Source organism: Vallitalea maricola (assembly GCF_036985595.1).
In the GTDB taxonomy this organism is placed as follows: domain Bacteria; phylum Bacillota; class Clostridia; order Lachnospirales; family Vallitaleaceae; genus Vallitalea; species Vallitalea maricola.
On record NZ_BTPU01000002.1, the window covers coordinates 104,843 to 121,414 of the forward strand.

Below are 16,572 nucleotides of genomic sequence, written 5' to 3' on the forward strand. Positions count from 1 at the left end.
CTATGGGAACTATAAAAGATATTTTTTTGTTTGTCCTTAATATGAGTTTAACAGCAACTTTTGTTGCTGTTATTGTTATATCCATAAGGTTATTATTATTAAAGAGATTGCCAAAGTTCTATGTATGCTTTTTGTGGTGGATTTTATTATTTAGATTAATCAGTCCTGTTTCAATGACAAATAATTTTAGCTTAATGAATATAGCTAAGCCAGCAATGGAAGAAGATATATCAATTAGTTACTTACATGATAATATCTCAACAATGCCATTAACAAAAATGGTATTCCACTCAGATATTAGTTATGACTCAATCACACCAGATAGTCATATAATAGATAACGCAGATATTGATTGGAATTTTAATATAATACTTATAGCGAGTATCGTTTGGTTATTAGGTATAGTGGTTTTGGTTGTGTATAATATGATTTCATATATAAAAACATTATCACATATTCGTACAGCAACTATTTGTAGAGTACCAATCATAAATGATATAAAGAAAGTACTTAAGATAAAGAGAGATATAAAAATATATGAAACTGATATGATTGATAGTCCTTTTGTATGTGGTATCCTGACTCCGAGAATATATATACCAGTAAGTATTGATGAATGTCAGTTTCCATATATTTTGACACATGAATGTGTACATATTAAACGAAAAGATTATATAATAAAACCTTTTTCATATCTATTACTTATTATGCACTGGTTTAATCCATTAGTGTGGGTAGCAATAAAACTATTTAATCAAGATATTGAAATGGCATGTGATGAAAAAGTTATTAGTATATCAGGTGAAAATACCATAAAGGAATATTCTCATACCTTACTTTCCTTTGGTATCAAAAAAAAGGTGGCTTTTTTTGGCTTATATCCATCTTTTGGTAAGAGTCATTTGGTGGTGAGAATCAATCATATATTAAAATTTAGGAAGCGGTCAATATCTGAGAAAATCTTAGTAACTATGTTTGTAGTTGGAATAGGATTTTGTCTTATAACGAATCCTTCAATGAGTCAAGCTAAAAAAATTACACAAGACTGGAAGGGTAGTTATACTCAATGGAGTGATATCTACGAAGATTATTTCTACAAAGGTTCCAAGATAGAAGCATTAGAAGTTAAAGAACCTAAATATGATAATCCAGTAAGTATGAAAGTCATTTCAAAAGATTATGATGTAGATAATCATGTAGGTATTGATATACTAGCATATGAAGGGGAAATGATAACAGCTGTAGAAAGTGGACGAGTATCATTTGTTGGTGAAGCAGGAAGTTTTAAATGTTTGATAAAGATTGACCATGGTAACGGTTATGAGACTTGGTATGGAAATTGTAAGGAGGTAAAAGTTAAAGAAACTGAAGAAATTGTTAAGGGGGAACCAATCGCGGTAATTGGTAGTGAAGGAACGGGTCCTCATTTGCATTTTTCTATTATACATAAAGGGGAATTCCTTAATCCAAAAGAATATATGGATGTTGAATTCCAATAAAAAATATATAAATATAATTTGTTGACAAGAAAGGTCTATTGTAGTAAACTTATTCTAGGTTTATTGCAATAGACTTTTTTATTAACAAGAAATACTTATGTAACTATGACTAACAAAAAGTTTTGAGGAGGAGCAATGAGAAATAGAATATTTATAATAACCATGTTTTTATTAATGGTATTTCAGATTAAGTTAAATGCACAAGGAAGTAATTGGCCAATTAAAGATAAGGCTTTTGGAGAAAATGTTTTATATGGACCAGAAGATAAGGTTTATAACAAATACTTGAAAAAGGATGAGAAGTTTTTACAATATGCTATCGTTGGAGATGAGAATTCTGAGATAATAGCTGTTGAATCAGGTGTTGTTGAATATGTAAAACCTGTATTTAATCCTAATTTTTATACTAGTTACCAATATGATACTCTAAAAGAAGGTATTAAAATCATGGAAAAACACAATATTGACAATAAGTTCTTGACCATGGGAATATGTGTCAACATTGGTTCGGGTGTAAAAGTATATTATACAGGTATTGAACCAGGAACAGAGAAAATTAAAAAAGGCGATAAAATACAAGTTGGTGATTTATTAGGAAAGATGGGACATTCTTCAAAAGAGATAGAAAAATGCAGCCTCATTATTTCTTATGAATCAAAAAATAAATTAATTAAACCTATGATGAATAATAAAAATAACAAGGTAAATAACATATTGAAAGAGAAAGATTACAGAAACCATAAAATATCAATTGAGGATCAGCATAAAGCTTTTCAAATATTTAAAGATTCATTGTACGAAGGTCATCCTGCATTAACAGCATATGTAGATAGAGACACATTAGAAAAGAGTTTTGATAAAGTTGAAAGTAAGCTGGTAAAACCAATGACAGCCAATGAGTTTTTTGTCATTCTTAATGATATAATTCATTTAATTAGCGATAATCATACTTATATAACAAAGACTTATTTAGCTGATGATACCAAGTTATACAATAAGCCTTATGATTTTCCAATTCAATTGGGTGTTGTTAATGGGAAATGTTATGTTCTTAAAGAGTATATAGATATTGATAATCTACATGTAGGTGATCAGGTTACTGCCATTAATGAAAGGTCTATAGACAAGATTATAAATGACTTGAAAAAGGCTACCGGTAAAGGTGATGGGCTGATTCAAACTTTTAGTGAAAGATATCTGTTAACAGAGTCAAAAGCTTATGGTAGTGGATTTGAAACTCTATATGATATAGTGTATATGCCTAATGCTGGAGAACATTTGGATATGACCCTTGCTAATGGTAAAAAAATTCAATGGGTATTGAAAAAAGAAAACATTATTAAGAATACAGGAAAAAGAAAATGGATACCTTGGGAAAGCAAAATGTTAACAAATAATATCCTTTACCTAAGAATAAATGGAATGAGTTTAGATGATAGAGTTTTATCAGATATTGAAAAACTTTTATTAACTACAGAAGCACAAAATTTAATATTGGATATACGTAAAAATCCAGGAGGAGAAGCCAAAAATATTCAAAGATTATTTTCACTTTTTGCAAAAGAAGAATTCTCCGTAGACAAGCGTTTTGAAGTAAAAAGCAATGGTAAATACGATTTTTTTGAGTACGCAGAAAATATGATTCCTGATAGCAGTAAATTTCCCCAATATATATATGATAAAGATAAAGATTGTTATTACTTAGATGGGGAAACTTCAGATAATGGATTCAAGACCTATAAACCAAATGCTGAGGGCATTTATGAAGGTAATGTTTATGTGCTTACTTCTGAGTTTACTGGGTCTGCGGCTTCATCATTTGCCAGTCTTTTTCATGAAAAAAGAAGAGGAACAATCATTGGAAAAGAAGGTGCTGGAGGATATCATATGATGTGTGGTCTTGAGTTTGCATATGTAGTCCTACCTAACACAGGATTACAGCTAAGGATACCTCTTGTTAAGACAATAAGTGCTAATCAGGCAAAGGATATACCTTACGGAAGAGGGGTAATACCTGATATATCTGTGTCAATAAGCATTGAAGATATATTATCAGATGAAGATATATTTTTGAAGAACGTGGTTTCTTATGTTACGGATGGTGAATTACAGGGAAATATAGTTAGTAAATGGGCTTTGTCAGAAATCAAAGAATCTGTAAGTAAAAATTTAATTATACTTAAGTTGTTTGATAATCTTAGGGACTACATTACAAGAGAAGAATTTTGCCATATGATTATGGATTTATATGATAAGATAGATAGAAAACCTATAACCCAAATATTTAATCCCTTTGATAAATTTATGAAATAGTATTTATTGAGTTATTACTTATAGCAACTAAGAGAGGAGAAAACCCTTTATAATTGGGGTTACTAAATAAAATATGAGGCATAGTATGAGAAAAAGTATAATGTGGTTGATTATATTAGTATTGATGTTGTTAACTGCATGTCAGAATAATATAAAAGATAATGATAATAAAGATATTAACATTGTACATAACGAACCAATAAATAATCATAAAGATAACAAAAATGATAATGCTAAAGCTATAAAAGTAGATAAATCCGAAACAGTAGAAAATAATGATTCAGAAAAGAATAACCATGCTGATAAAAAAGGAGAAAAAGTATCTGATAGTATTATTGCAAAAGAACCTATAAGTATAACTGAACAATCAGAAGATAAAAAATACATATTGAATTATTGTGATAGAAATGATTTTGTTAGTCTAACAATTCCAAGAACTCAATGGGATACTTTTATAAAAAATGATTATTACTCCAAGATGCCCAATCAGGAAAATCATGGAATGGTTATTTCACAAGAATGGAGCAACTTTATTTATAACATTGTAAATGCTGAATATGATTTTATCGTTTATGTTCTGAATAATGATTCTAGACCAGATAAGTTGCCAATGAACGGGTATTATCAAGCTATTCAAAACGATATTGTAGGAATAGGAACTGGAGGATTTGGGAAGCCATTATTCAATTACGCAGATCTATATGGTGACTCTAATAGCAAACTTCAAGGTATCATCTACATAACTCATAATGATGTATTATACGATGGGCCTATTTTACATGAATTTATGCATAGATGGGGTAATTATATATTGGATTCTGATTATGGAATGTGTCATTGGGGTAATTCAAATATATATGGTAGATTAGGTGGTTATGATAAAATAGTAGAAAATGATGGCAGGTCTATAATTATAAAACATAAACGCTATTGGGAAGGTTCATATGCGCCTTTTGAATTATATCTCATGGGTTTAATACCTAAGGAAGAAGTTCCGGATATAACTGTTACAGAGGATTATTCCTCAAGAATTATTAATGAAACAGATTGGAATAGAATAGATGGAGAAAATATTACTGTAGATGGAAAGATTAAAACTATAACATACACTATTGATCAGATTATCGGCGGTGCTCTCAGTAATAAAAATCAAAAAGCAAATATTGGAGAACGAATACCAAGTTATAAGGATTCAAAAAAACAGTTTAATATACTTTTTGTAAATATTGATTATGATGATATGACAGAAAAAGAAATAGAATCAATGAATAACCAAATTAAATTATTATGTTATGAAGGGGAATATGATGATGAGATATATAATTTCTGGGAAGCCTGCAAAGGAAAAGGAAGCATAAAATCAACTGTATACTTTAAATAATACATATTAATAAAAATAATAATATAAACTTTATTAACTAATTCTTTATAAAATAATAAAGGGCTGTCTATAACACATTTTTAAGAAGATGCTAAAATCTAGTCTATATTCCTTGATATTAACGTTAAAAATGTATTATACGACAGCCTTTTTTATCTCTATTATTATATCTTATATAAATGTCAAGCTAAGATTCATAGAATTTATTTTGAGATTAATTAAACATCTTTTTAAGATTGCTAATACTAACAGTGACATTTTTTATTCCATTTGGTTCTGGTTGGTCGTTTTCAACGATTACCCATGAACAGCCTAATTCAGCAGCCTTATTAATTATAGCTTGAATGTCCATTATTCCTTCACCAATGGCAGCAAATGTCTTTTCTCCATCAATTTCTTTCATATCTTTGATATGCACTAACTTGAGTATATCTTTATTTTGATTCATATAATCAATAACATCTTTATCAGCTCTTTTTACCCAGTGTGTATCCAATTCCATTAACATATTTGATTTTTTAGTAAGAGTATATAGCAAATCAAGTCCATACGAACCTTGTATTTCCTCAAATTCATGGGAATGATTGTGATATAATAATTGTAATCCTGCATTATTCAATTTATTGCTGATTGCATTTAGTTTACAAGCTAATTTATCTAATTCCTCTTTGCTTTCCCATTTTGCATAAGGGCAGACAATTATTGAATTATCAATTGTTTTATTATAATCTATTATTTTATCTAAATCTTTTTCCAGTTCATCTAGACCAATATGACTTCCGACAACTTTCAGATTAAGTCTATCCAATTCTTTTTTTAATTGTTCGGCTGAAAGACCATGAACTCCAGCTAATTCCACACCTTCATAACCAAGATCTGAAACTTTTTCTAATGTACCAATAAAATCATTTTCACATTCTTCTCTTACTGTGTAGAGTTGTAAAGCTATTTTTATATTATCCATATTAATACCCTCCTAATAAACATCTTAAATGTGTTTTAATAAAATTACTTTACTCTAATTAAATCAATTATAATAGTTTATTTCTGATATTTCCTCAGCTATTTTTATATAAATACAAACTATTTTTGGTTAAAATATTGTCTTTTATATTCGCTAGGAGTTTGATGTTTTATTTTCTTGAACATTTTATTGAAACTGGCTGTACTATTGAATCCGCACATTCCACATATTTCAATAATATTTTTATCAGTTGTTTCCAATAATTTCATTGCTTTTGATATCCGTATTCGTGATATATATTCTGATGGAGCAAGACCATTGAATTTCTTAAAAAAAGTTGAAAAATAACTTGTGTTCATATGGACTATAGCTGCCAAATCTTCTAACTTTATTTTCTTATCAAAGTTTTCATGAATATAATCTGTAACTTTGTTTATAGATTGTACTTCTTTCTTGAATTGATAATGATCCTTATCTTCGTATACATAATTATAATGTCGCAATAATAAAACCAATATATTCATCAATTTAACCTTAGCCATCAACTCATACTCTAGAGGCTTATTATTAAATTCATCTTCTATTTCATAAAATAATGATATTATTTTTTCTGTTGCCTCATTATGCCTATCTAACCTATGACAAAAGTTTTTACTTCTATTGAAGAAAATCTTTAGATATCTATAATCAAAATTATTATTATCTGACCAAATGAATCTGGGTTCAAAATGGATGACAATATTTTTAAGGGTTTCATCTTTATTCATAACCAAAGCATGTTTATCGGTATTGCTTATAATAAAAACATCGTTCTTTTGCATATCATAGATTTTATCACCAATGTAATATTTACCTGTTCCATAACCTACAATAGATAATTCCAATTTGCTGTGAACATCAATTACATCTTCTAATCTCCGTTCCCCTTCTATGGTATGAGATGAAAAATCTAATGTATATTTTCCGTTTATTCTAGTATTATTACTTTCATAAAGTATCATCTATACACCTACTTATTGTTAATAATTCATTATCTATTGTTGATAACTTTTTAAAATACTACTTTGATTGTTAATAATTATATAAATTGTTGTTGGTTTATAATGATTATTTATTTGCTACTTTACTTTATATCATATAAGGAGATTTTACAACATTTTTTTATATAAAGCTTTACATATTTGATATTAATTAAAAAACACATGATTCTCAAATACATTTCACACGTTTTTCACATAGAGATACTATACTTTACTCATGAAACAAAAATAAATAAATTACATGGAGGAATTAGTATGAATATTAAAAAAGGATTATTAGCAGGATTAATGGTAACCACCATTAGTATGACAGCACTAACAAGCGTTTATGCAAAAGGCCCTGTAGTAAATAAGGGTAAATCAAATATAGCTATATGTACTTCAAATGCAACTGAATGTACGATTGATAGCAATTTTGATTTTAATTTCAAAGAGTTCAGTAAAGAGTTTAAAGAGAATGTATCACAAGAAGATTATAAAAAAGCAGAGAATCTATTTAATAAAGCTATTAAGTTAGAAGATGATGCATCTGAATATTGGGATGAACTATATAAACTTGATTTATTTGATACATCTGTATTGTTAGGTAATGTAGAGCCAATGCCTTTTGAAGAATTTTCTAAAATGTTCAAGAAAGATATAACAACAGAAACTAAAAATAAGGCTAAAGAAATATATAATAAAATAATAAAGCTTGAAAAAGAAGGAAAATTTGATGAAACAATGGAATTATGGAAAGAACTAGATTCATTGGAGTTATATGATGAAACAAATAATATCGTTATGGGTACATCAACAATGGAAAATATGTCATTTGAAGAATTTGCAAAGAGTTTTAAAAAAGATTTAAAAGAAGAAGATAAAAAGAAAGCTAAGAAATTATTTGAAAAAGCAGTACAACTTGATAAAGATAAAAAATATGACGAGGCAGTAAAAGTATGGGATCAATTATTTGAAATGAACCTTTTTGATGAGATGGGAGAAATTAAGAATATAGAAATTGGAGAAGATGCTGCAAAAGTAATTACTTTTGATGATGAAGTAGGTTTTGATAAAATAGGTACAGAATCATTTTCTATTGCTGAAATGCCTGGTGATGTTATTATAGAAATAAACAATACTTCATTTGAAGAATTTTCAAAGAATTTCAAGAAAGATGTAAAGGAAGAAGATAAGAAAAAAGCAAAAGAATTATATGAAAAAGCAGTACAACTTGATAAAGATAAAAAATATGACGAAGCAGTGAAAGTATGGATTCAGTTATTTGAAATGAACCTTTTTGATGAAACGGGAGCAATTAAACATATAGAAATTGGAGAAGCTGTTGCAGATGTAATTACATTTGAGGGAGATGTAAATTTAGATAAAATAAATGGTACTGGTGCTATGGGAATCAATGGTCATATTATCACTGATAAAGCAGGTAATGCTGAAATAGTTAATATGGATGAAGATATATTTTTGGATTCAGCAGTCATAGTAGGTGGTATGCAGGAATTAACATTTGAAGAATTCTCAAAAGGATTCAAAAAAGATTTGAAACCAGAAGTTATAGAAAAAGCAAAAGAGCTTTTTGAAAAAGCTACTGCAAAAGAAAAAGAAGCGAGAAAAGTGTGGGATGAAATCTATAAAATGGATATTTTTGAAGTCAGTACTAAAGAGTTAAGTACTATGGAATCAAGTACTGAAAAAGAAATCTAAGAGTCTAATTAACCTAGATATAACCACCTATTATATTTATATGAAAAATGGTATACTTATCATAAGTATACCATTTGCTGATATAAGGAGTTTACTATGAATAAGAATATTTTAGTTGTTGAAGATGAACAAAGAATGCGTGAAATCATATGTGATTATCTGGAAATGGATGGTTTTACAGTTTTTCAGGCAGATAATGGAATAGAAGCAATGAATGTATTTGAAAATAATAATATTGATTTAGTATTGCTGGATATTATGATGCCTGGCCTTGATGGTTGGTCAGTGTGTAGAAGAATAAGAAAAAAATCCAATGTGCTTATTATCATATTAAGTGCTCGTAGTGATGAAGATGACAAATTATTAGGATTTGAATTGGGAGCTGATGAATATGTTACAAAACCTTTCAGCCCAAAAGTATTAGTAGCAAGAGTTAAGACATTGCTTAGTAGGTTTAATGAAACTAATGGTGAGCAGATAAAAAACAATATGATTTCTAGAAAAGAGATACTTATAGATAAAAATGCTTATTCTATAAAAGTAGAAGGTGAAGAAATTATATTTACAAGAAAAGAATATGACCTATTAGTTTTTTTGATTGAAAATGAAGGTATAGTTATGAGTAGGGACAGGATTATTAATAATATCTGGGGATATGATTATTATGGTGATGGACGAGTTGTGGATACAAATATCAAAACCATAAGAAAAAAACTTGGAGAAGCTTCAAAATATATAAATACAGTTGTTGGCGTAGGCTATAAATTTGAGGTGGTTCAATAAATGAAAAAAATTAAAAAGACCAAGTCTATTGTTTTTAAAATGTTCATTATAACATTTGTTTCTGTAATGAGTCTTATTACAATAATTTTTCTTGTGCAAAGTTTGTTTATTAATAAATACTACAGTACGAAAAAAATAGATAATATTATCAAAAACATAAATAATTTTAGCAAACAGTATAAACAAGAAAAATGGAGTTTTGATGAACTTGCAAGACAGATTAATAAGTTTGAAGGTAATAATAATGCTACTTTGACAGTTAATGGATTGAGCTATAGTGATATGCAAGTTGAAGAGTATATTCTAACATTACAGATAGATACTAATAAATATTATGATATGTATATTTCCAAAGATGATTTATTAAAAGCATTTGACGGAGAGATGCCTACCCAATATAAGAAATTTTATCTGAAAGCATTAGTATTCTATAATTCAGAAATTTTGACCCCTCTTATAATAAATGATTATGAGATGTATAATGTATTGGGTGAAGAGAATTATGGTTATTTAGAAGGTTATGTTACTCTTTTACATATTGGTAATGTGATGGATAATATAACAATAGCTTCTGGTACAGATATACAGGTAGCAGACGGTGTAAATGTCATTGGTTATGCAAATACAAAAGATTTGACTCTACAGTATAATAAAAAAGATGATGTGTACTACCTAATCAATGAGATGCCATTTATTAATGTAAAACAAGTTGATTTTGTTAAAACAATAGATATGGATAACGGAAAAGAAACATCTATTAATGCTACTGCCTCATTACAACCAGTTGGTGAGGTTATGAGTATATTAAGTGACTACTATATTATCTTCTATCTATTAGCTATTGCTATATCTTTGGTTATTGCATGGATATATTCAAAATCAATTTCCAACCCCTTATTAAAATTAACGAAAGTAGCAGATAAAATGGCTGGAATGGATTTTGCAGTAAAGTCTACTCACAGCAGCGACGATGAACTAGGGGTTTTATCCAACAGTCTGAATATATTATCAACCAATCTTGATGAAGCTCTGACTGACGTGAAAGAAGCCAATAAGCAATTGGTAATTGACATGGAAAAAGAAAAACAGCAAGAAAAAGTCAGAAGAGAATTCGTTGCAAACATATCTCATGAACTAAAAACACCCCTTGGCATAATAAAGGGCTTTGCTGAAGGAATAAAAGACGGTATCAAAAAGGATAAAACAGATTATTATCTAGAAGTCATCTTGGATGAGATAGAGAAAATGAATACCCTTATACTTGATATGCTTGAACTATCAAAATTTGAGGCAGGCAAGATTGAAGATAAAGAGGAATTTGACATTATAAAATTAATTAATAAAGCAGTTACTCTCTTAGAAATACCAATAAGTGATAAAGAAATAAAAATAGATATTAAAGGCGATTTTACAAATGTATATGGTGTCAAATTTCAGATAGACCAAGTAATAATGAACCTGATTTCTAACGCAGTAAAATATTGCACCAATAATACCACCATAATTATCACAGGCGAAATAATTGACCACACCAATTATATATATATCTATAATGAAGGAAACAGTCTTACTAAAGAAGAACTGGAAAGCATTTGGCTCAGATTCTATAAAATAGATAAATCCCATAACAGACAAAGCGGAGGAACAGGACTAGGACTAGCAATCGTCAAAGCCATACTAGATGGTCATAGAAGTGATTATGGTGTTATCAATAAACAAAATGGCGTAGAATTCTATTTTAATATAGAAACAACTAACTAAATAAAATAAAAAATGAACTATTCCATAATAGTAAATAATATGTACTACGGGATAGTTCATTTTATATACAGAAACTATAGTCTTGATTAAAAGGATAAAAAAGTACGATTTATACACAGAGCAGAGAGAGTCTAGGGGAATATGAAGCAGTGAGCCATGGATGGCGAACTCAGCCTTTTAAACACGGACGTTTAATTGGCTGACGAAATATTCCCCTAGACTCTCTCTGCGACCGTTAGCCATAATAAAGAACTCAAGAATGCTCTTTTAATTCAATACCTTCATTTCTCTCCAATATATGCCTAATAGACCATTCATTCTGAAATAATAATACTGGTTGCTCATTCTTATTCACCACCAACATGGAATCCATTGTTAAAGATAAATCAGAAGTATCAATACCTTCATTAGCAATCCAACGTATATGCCTATAAGGTAACAGCTGCTTAGAAACTTCCACACCATACTCATTCTTCAATCTGTATTCCAATACTTCAAATTGAAGTACACCAACTACACCAATAATAAGCTCTTCCATCCCAATATTAGGACGTTTATACACCTGAATAGCTCCCTCTTCTGACAATTGAGTGATACCTTTCAGGAATTGTTTTCTCTTAAGAGAATTAGTGGTTGAAATTCTAGCAAAATGTTCAGGAGCAAATTGAGGTATATCTGCATATTCCAATTTTGAGTCATCTTGACACAATGTATCACCAATGTTAAAGATACCTGGGTCATGGATACCTATTATATCACCAGGATATGCTGAATCAACTATAACTCTATCAGTAGCAACAAACTGCTGTGGCTGGGCTAATTTGACTTTTTTGCCTTTCTGTACGTGATTAACCACCATTCCCTTATCAAATTTACCAGAACAGATACGTAGAAAAGCAATTCTATCCCTATGAGCAGGATTCATATTAGCTTGAATCTTAAATATAAAACCTGAAAAATTAGTTGATTCAGGATTAATTTCACCTAAATTACTAGCACGTGCCTTTGGAGGAGTAGTAATATCTAAAAAGGATTTCAAAAAGGGTTCTACACCAAAGTTAGTAAGAGCACTACCAAAAAATACAGGTGTCAGATTACCATTCAAGACCTCTTCAAGACTGAAATTATCTCCTGCAATATCCAGTAATTCAATATCACTTTTTAATTGTTCATGTAAGGTTTCACCTAATAGACCAGTGAATTTTTCATCTGATAAATCACCGGTTATTGTTTCCGCAATAGATTGTCCATGATTACCATCATTGAAAACTTCAATTTGATTTTCATGTCTATTATATACACCTTTAAAGTTTTTACCAGAACCAATAGGCCAGTTGACTGGACATGACCTGATACCTAACACATTTTCAATATCTTCCATTAAATCAAAAGGATCTTTACCCATTCTATCCATTTTGTTTATAAAAGTAAAAATAGGGATTCCTCTCATTTTACAAACTTGAAAAAGTTTTTTTGTCTGATCCTCAACACCCTTGGAACAGTCAATTACCATAACGGCACTATCTGCCGCCATTAGAGTTCTATAAGTATCTTCACTGAAATCTTGATGCCCAGGAGTATCAAGTATATTAATACAAAAGTCATCATATTCAAATTGAAGTACACTAGATGTTACGGAGATACCTCTTTGTTTTTCTATTTCCATCCAATCTGAAACAGCATATTTGGCAGAACGTCTAGATTTTACTGAACCAGCAGAACGTATGGCTCCACCATATAATAAGAATTTTTCTGTCAATGTTGTTTTACCAGCATCTGGATGTGATATTATTGCAAAAGTTCTTCTACGCTTAACTTCTTTAATAAAACTTAATTTATCCTCTACCATCATAATCTTCCTTTATTATAATATTTAGCCTAACCTTTTCGTACGAGTCACTTTTCTTATAAAAAAAGTGTAGCATTATTGATGTTATACTTTTATTCACTAACTGTCAATTATTATTTAAAAAAATTATCATAAAGTAATTTTTATTAAAAAAACAAGAAATTATTATAGATTATGTTGCAAAAAATAAAAAAGGTGATATAATATTAACAAATAAACATATGAACAATTATTCATATATTAATATATAAAGGAGATGACTTATATTGCGTAAGGAAGAAGAGAAGAAAGAATGCTGTAAGGATGATAAATTCATAACTAAGGTTCAATCAATCATGGCAGATGAAGAAACAATATTCTTGCTATCCGATTTTTTTAAAAATTTTGGTGATAGTACCAGATTAAAGATAATGGGAGCACTATTTAATGGTGAAATGTGTGTAGGAACTATTGCTGATGTACTTAATATGACACAATCGGCAGTTTCACATCAATTACGAGTACTAAAAGCAAGTAGATTGGTTAAAGCAAGAAAAGAAGGAAAATTAGTTTATTATTCTCTTAACGATGATCATATAAAAATGATATACAAAATGGGGATTGAACACATATTAGAATAATTAATAGTTAATATTATTATTAATCATTATAAAATTGTTTATTGATAAGCTAATTTATGTAATAGATGTTTTGGGAAAGGTGGTATTAGTATGGCAGAAAGATTAACTGACAACATTGGTAATTGTTCTTGTGGAAGTAAAAGTTGTTCAAGTAATAAACATGAACATAATCATGACCACGATCATAATGGACATGGACACAATCATGAACATAATCATGAAAAATTTACTAAAAGAGATGTAATAGAATTTCTAATAGCTCTTGGTTTCTTTGTATTAGGATTAGTTCTTAATGTGAGAACTCCTATCAAGATTGGTCTATATGTAGTAGCATATGTTATAGTAGGTAGAGAAATTATAATTAGCGCAATCAAAGGATTATTCACAGGAAGATTATTAGATGAAAACTTCTTGATGACAATTGCTTCATTAGCAGCATTTTTTATTGGAGAATATCCAGAAGCTACAGCAGTTATGCTGTTCTATAGAGTAGGGGAATTGTTTGAAGGATTAGCTGTTAATAGATCAAAGAATTCTATTGAAGAATTACTAAATATTAAACCAGAAGTAGCTAATGTTAAGGTTGGAGATACATTCAAGACTGTTGAACCAGAGAAAGTTAAGATAGATGATGTTCTAATGGTAAAAGCCGGAGAAAAAATACCTCTTGACGGTATAGTAATAGAAGGTACATCAACTGTTGATACTTCTGTTATCACTGGAGAATCTTTGCCTAGAGAAGTAGAAGAAGGTACAGAGGTATATAGTGGAGCTATCAACATATCTGGAGTCATTTTAGTAAAGGTAACTAAGGAATTCAGTGAATCCACAGTTGCTAAAATTTTGAAATTAGTTAAAGAAGCTAATGAACAAAAAGCTGATACAGAAAAATTCATTACCAAGTTTGCAAGATACTATACTCCTATAGTTGTTGGGATAGCTGTATTGTTAGCTTTGATACCTCCTCTATTATTTGGAGAAGAGTTAGGGTCTTGGATATATAGAGCAGCGATTTTCTTAGTAGTATCTTGTCCATGCGCATTAGTCATCTCCATACCACTTGGATATTTTGGTGGCATAGGCGGTGCGTCCAGTCATGGTATATTAGTAAAAGGTGGTAATTACCTTGAGGAATTAAGGAATATAAGAAGCGTCGTTCTTGATAAAACTGGAACTTTGACAAGAGGTGTTTTTAAGGTAACAGAAGTAATCAATGATAATAAATTGGCTAATAAAGAAAGAGTTATAGAAGTAGCAGCCCATGTTGAACATTTTTCCAACCATCCTATTGCAGTTTCTATCATAAATGAATATGGTAAAGAAGTAGATGAAAACCGTGTAAAAAATATTACTGAAATTGCAGGAAAAGGTGTAAAAGCTGTATTTGATGGGAAAGTAGTAGTTGCAGGTAATAAAAAGCTGATGCTTCAAGAAAATATACCAATAACCATTGAAGATAAAAGTGTCGGAACTAAAGTATATGTTGCTATGGATAATAAGTTTATTGGAATTATAGTTATAGCCGACGAGCTTAAAAAAGATACTATCAGTGCAATAAGAAAACTTAAAGAGTATGGAGTGAAAGACATAGTTATGTTAACTGGAGATCATGAGGAAGTTGCAAAAGATATTGCTGATAAAGTAGGGATAACTAGATATTATAGTGATCTATTACCTGATGATAAGGTTAATAAACTTGAGGAAATAATGGATGGTGTTGATAATAAGGATACAGTTGTTTTTGTAGGTGATGGAATCAATGATGCCCCTGTTCTAGCAAGAGCTGATGTAGGAATAGCAATGGGTGGTGTAGGTTCTGATGCAGCTATAGAAGCTGCTGATGTAGTTCTTATGTCTGATGAGTTATCCAGCATTCCTATGGCGATGAAAGTATCAAGAAACACTAATAAGATTGTATGGCAGAATATAATCTTTTCACTAGGTATTAAAATAATAATTATGATATTGGCTACATTAAATCTTGCAAGTATGTGGATGGCTATATTTGCAGATGTGGGAGTAGCAGTTATAGCCATTTTGAATTCAATAAGAGCTTTAAGAATTAAATAGTGTAATAAAAATAGTTTAATTAGTATTGATATTAGTTTATTTGATCCCTTTCCCTGAATCATTAACATCCATAAGTTCTTTGGGGAAGGGGTCAAAGAAACTTTGATTCATTAGATAGTTAATATGAAATCTTATAACATATCCTTTAATTACATTTAATGGTGCACTAAAGGGTACTTTATGATTCTTATATTCTTCAATAAGGTTATATATGAAATTAAGTTCTTCTGAGCTTATATTTTTTTTGAAATAATCAACGCATTGTAATAAAACTGTTATATTAGAAGTATATCTAGGTGCTATACGAAATATTTTTGCAAGGTATTTCTCATATACAATTACTAAATCATCAAAGGAGATACTATCAGATTGATTAATGATTTTATTTAATTCTTTTAGTCTCAATTGATTATAAGCCATCATTAGAAGGTTATTACAAGAATGGAATTCTTTTAAATCATCAATTGATTCACTTATTTTTACTTTTTTGAATTTAGCCATTACATATAGTTTTGTAAGGAAATGTTCTCTGATTTTGAAATTTCTAAGACGGCCATCATCTTCTATTGCAAGATGATTGTAAGTCTCTGT

Annotated in this window: 12 protein-coding genes; 8 read left to right on the forward strand and 4 right to left on the reverse strand. The window is 29.5% G+C overall.

Annotated features, from left to right (window positions below; all coding sequences use genetic code 11):
- Positions 1–2 precede the first annotated feature (2 nt).
- From AACQ14_RS00965 to AACQ14_RS00975, 3 genes are all read left to right on the forward strand, one after another.
- The gene (locus AACQ14_RS00965) at positions 3–1,499 is read left to right on the forward strand and encodes a M23/M56 family metallopeptidase (RefSeq protein WP_339361694.1); all 1,497 of its coding nucleotides are present in this window, start codon (positions 3–5) and stop codon (positions 1,497–1,499) included.
- A 135-nt stretch (positions 1,500–1,634) separates the two neighbouring features.
- Positions 1,635–3,812, forward strand: a complete 2,178-nt coding sequence (locus AACQ14_RS00970; RefSeq protein ID WP_339361695.1) for a S41 family peptidase — start codon at positions 1,635–1,637, stop codon at positions 3,810–3,812.
- An 85-nt stretch (positions 3,813–3,897) separates the two neighbouring features.
- Positions 3,898–5,193, forward strand: a complete 1,296-nt coding sequence (locus AACQ14_RS00975; RefSeq protein ID WP_339361696.1) for a hypothetical protein — start codon at positions 3,898–3,900, stop codon at positions 5,191–5,193.
- Positions 5,194–5,407: 214 nt separating this feature from the next.
- Here the strand turns inward: AACQ14_RS00975 and AACQ14_RS00980 are convergent, their stop codons facing one another.
- Together AACQ14_RS00980 and AACQ14_RS00985 are read right to left on the reverse strand one after the other, a co-directional pair.
- Positions 5,408–6,157, reverse strand: a complete 750-nt coding sequence (locus AACQ14_RS00980; RefSeq protein WP_339361697.1) for a sugar phosphate isomerase/epimerase family protein — start codon at positions 6,155–6,157, stop codon at positions 5,408–5,410.
- A 119-nt stretch (positions 6,158–6,276) separates the two neighbouring features.
- Positions 6,277–7,158, reverse strand: coding sequence for an AraC family transcriptional regulator (locus AACQ14_RS00985; RefSeq protein WP_339361698.1), 882 nt, complete (start codon positions 7,156–7,158; stop codon positions 6,277–6,279).
- A gap of 294 nt (positions 7,159–7,452) precedes the next feature.
- On the opposite strand from AACQ14_RS00985, the gene AACQ14_RS00990 reads away from it, so the two are divergent.
- The 3 genes from AACQ14_RS00990 (at position 7,453) to AACQ14_RS01000 (ending at position 11,442) form a co-directional block, all read left to right on the forward strand.
- A complete protein-coding gene (locus AACQ14_RS00990) occupies positions 7,453–8,898 on the forward strand; it encodes a tetratricopeptide repeat protein (protein ID WP_339361699.1) in 1,446 nt (481 codons plus the stop codon).
- A gap of 96 nt (positions 8,899–8,994) precedes the next feature.
- The gene (locus tag AACQ14_RS00995) at positions 8,995–9,681 is read left to right on the forward strand and encodes a response regulator transcription factor (protein WP_339361700.1); all 687 of its coding nucleotides are present in this window, start codon (positions 8,995–8,997) and stop codon (positions 9,679–9,681) included.
- Positions 9,682–11,442, forward strand: a complete 1,761-nt coding sequence (locus AACQ14_RS01000) for a sensor histidine kinase (RefSeq protein ID WP_339361701.1) — start codon at positions 9,682–9,684, stop codon at positions 11,440–11,442.
- Between the two features lie 253 nt (positions 11,443–11,695).
- On the opposite strand, the gene AACQ14_RS01005 is transcribed toward AACQ14_RS01000, so the two are convergent.
- Positions 11,696–13,291, reverse strand: coding sequence for a peptide chain release factor 3 (locus AACQ14_RS01005; protein WP_339361702.1), 1,596 nt, complete (start codon positions 13,289–13,291; stop codon positions 11,696–11,698).
- Positions 13,292–13,557: 266 nt separating this feature from the next.
- Here AACQ14_RS01005 and AACQ14_RS01010 point away from each other — a divergent pair, with 266 nt between their 5' ends.
- Together AACQ14_RS01010 and AACQ14_RS01015 are read left to right on the forward strand one after the other, a co-directional pair.
- A complete protein-coding gene (locus AACQ14_RS01010; RefSeq protein WP_339361703.1) occupies positions 13,558–13,911 on the forward strand; it encodes an ArsR/SmtB family transcription factor in 354 nt (117 codons plus the stop codon).
- A 90-nt stretch (positions 13,912–14,001) separates the two neighbouring features.
- Positions 14,002–15,981, forward strand: coding sequence for a heavy metal translocating P-type ATPase (locus tag AACQ14_RS01015; RefSeq protein WP_339361704.1), 1,980 nt, complete (start codon positions 14,002–14,004; stop codon positions 15,979–15,981).
- Positions 15,982–16,017: 36 nt separating this feature from the next.
- On the opposite strand, the gene AACQ14_RS01020 is transcribed toward AACQ14_RS01015, so the two are convergent.
- Positions 16,018–16,572 (reverse strand): YbgA family protein (locus tag AACQ14_RS01020; RefSeq protein ID WP_339361705.1); only part of this gene is annotated, 555 nt, incomplete at its 5' end.

Excerpts from the sequence above, each read along its gene's own strand:
- AACQ14_RS00975 (WP_339361696.1), top strand. The coding sequence starts at position 3,898 with ATGAGAAAAAGTATAATGTGGTTGATTATATTAGTATTGATGTTGTTA.
- AACQ14_RS00965 (WP_339361694.1), top strand. The coding sequence starts at position 3 with ATGGGAACTATAAAAGATATTTTTTTGTTTGTCCTTAATATGAGTTTA.
- AACQ14_RS00995 (WP_339361700.1), top strand. The coding sequence starts at position 8,995 with ATGAATAAGAATATTTTAGTTGTTGAAGATGAACAAAGAATGCGTGAA.
- AACQ14_RS01005 (WP_339361702.1), bottom strand. The coding sequence starts at position 13,291 with ATGGTAGAGGATAAATTAAGTTTTATTAAAGAAGTTAAGCGTAGAAGA.
- AACQ14_RS00990 (WP_339361699.1), top strand. The coding sequence starts at position 7,453 with ATGAATATTAAAAAAGGATTATTAGCAGGATTAATGGTAACCACCATT.
- AACQ14_RS00970 (WP_339361695.1), top strand. The coding sequence starts at position 1,635 with ATGAGAAATAGAATATTTATAATAACCATGTTTTTATTAATGGTATTT.
- AACQ14_RS00985 (WP_339361698.1), bottom strand. The coding sequence starts at position 7,158 with ATGATACTTTATGAAAGTAATAATACTAGAATAAACGGAAAATATACA.
- AACQ14_RS00980 (WP_339361697.1), bottom strand. The coding sequence starts at position 6,157 with ATGGATAATATAAAAATAGCTTTACAACTCTACACAGTAAGAGAAGAA.
- AACQ14_RS01000 (WP_339361701.1), top strand. The coding sequence starts at position 9,682 with ATGAAAAAAATTAAAAAGACCAAGTCTATTGTTTTTAAAATGTTCATT.
- AACQ14_RS01015 (WP_339361704.1), top strand. The coding sequence starts at position 14,002 with ATGGCAGAAAGATTAACTGACAACATTGGTAATTGTTCTTGTGGAAGT.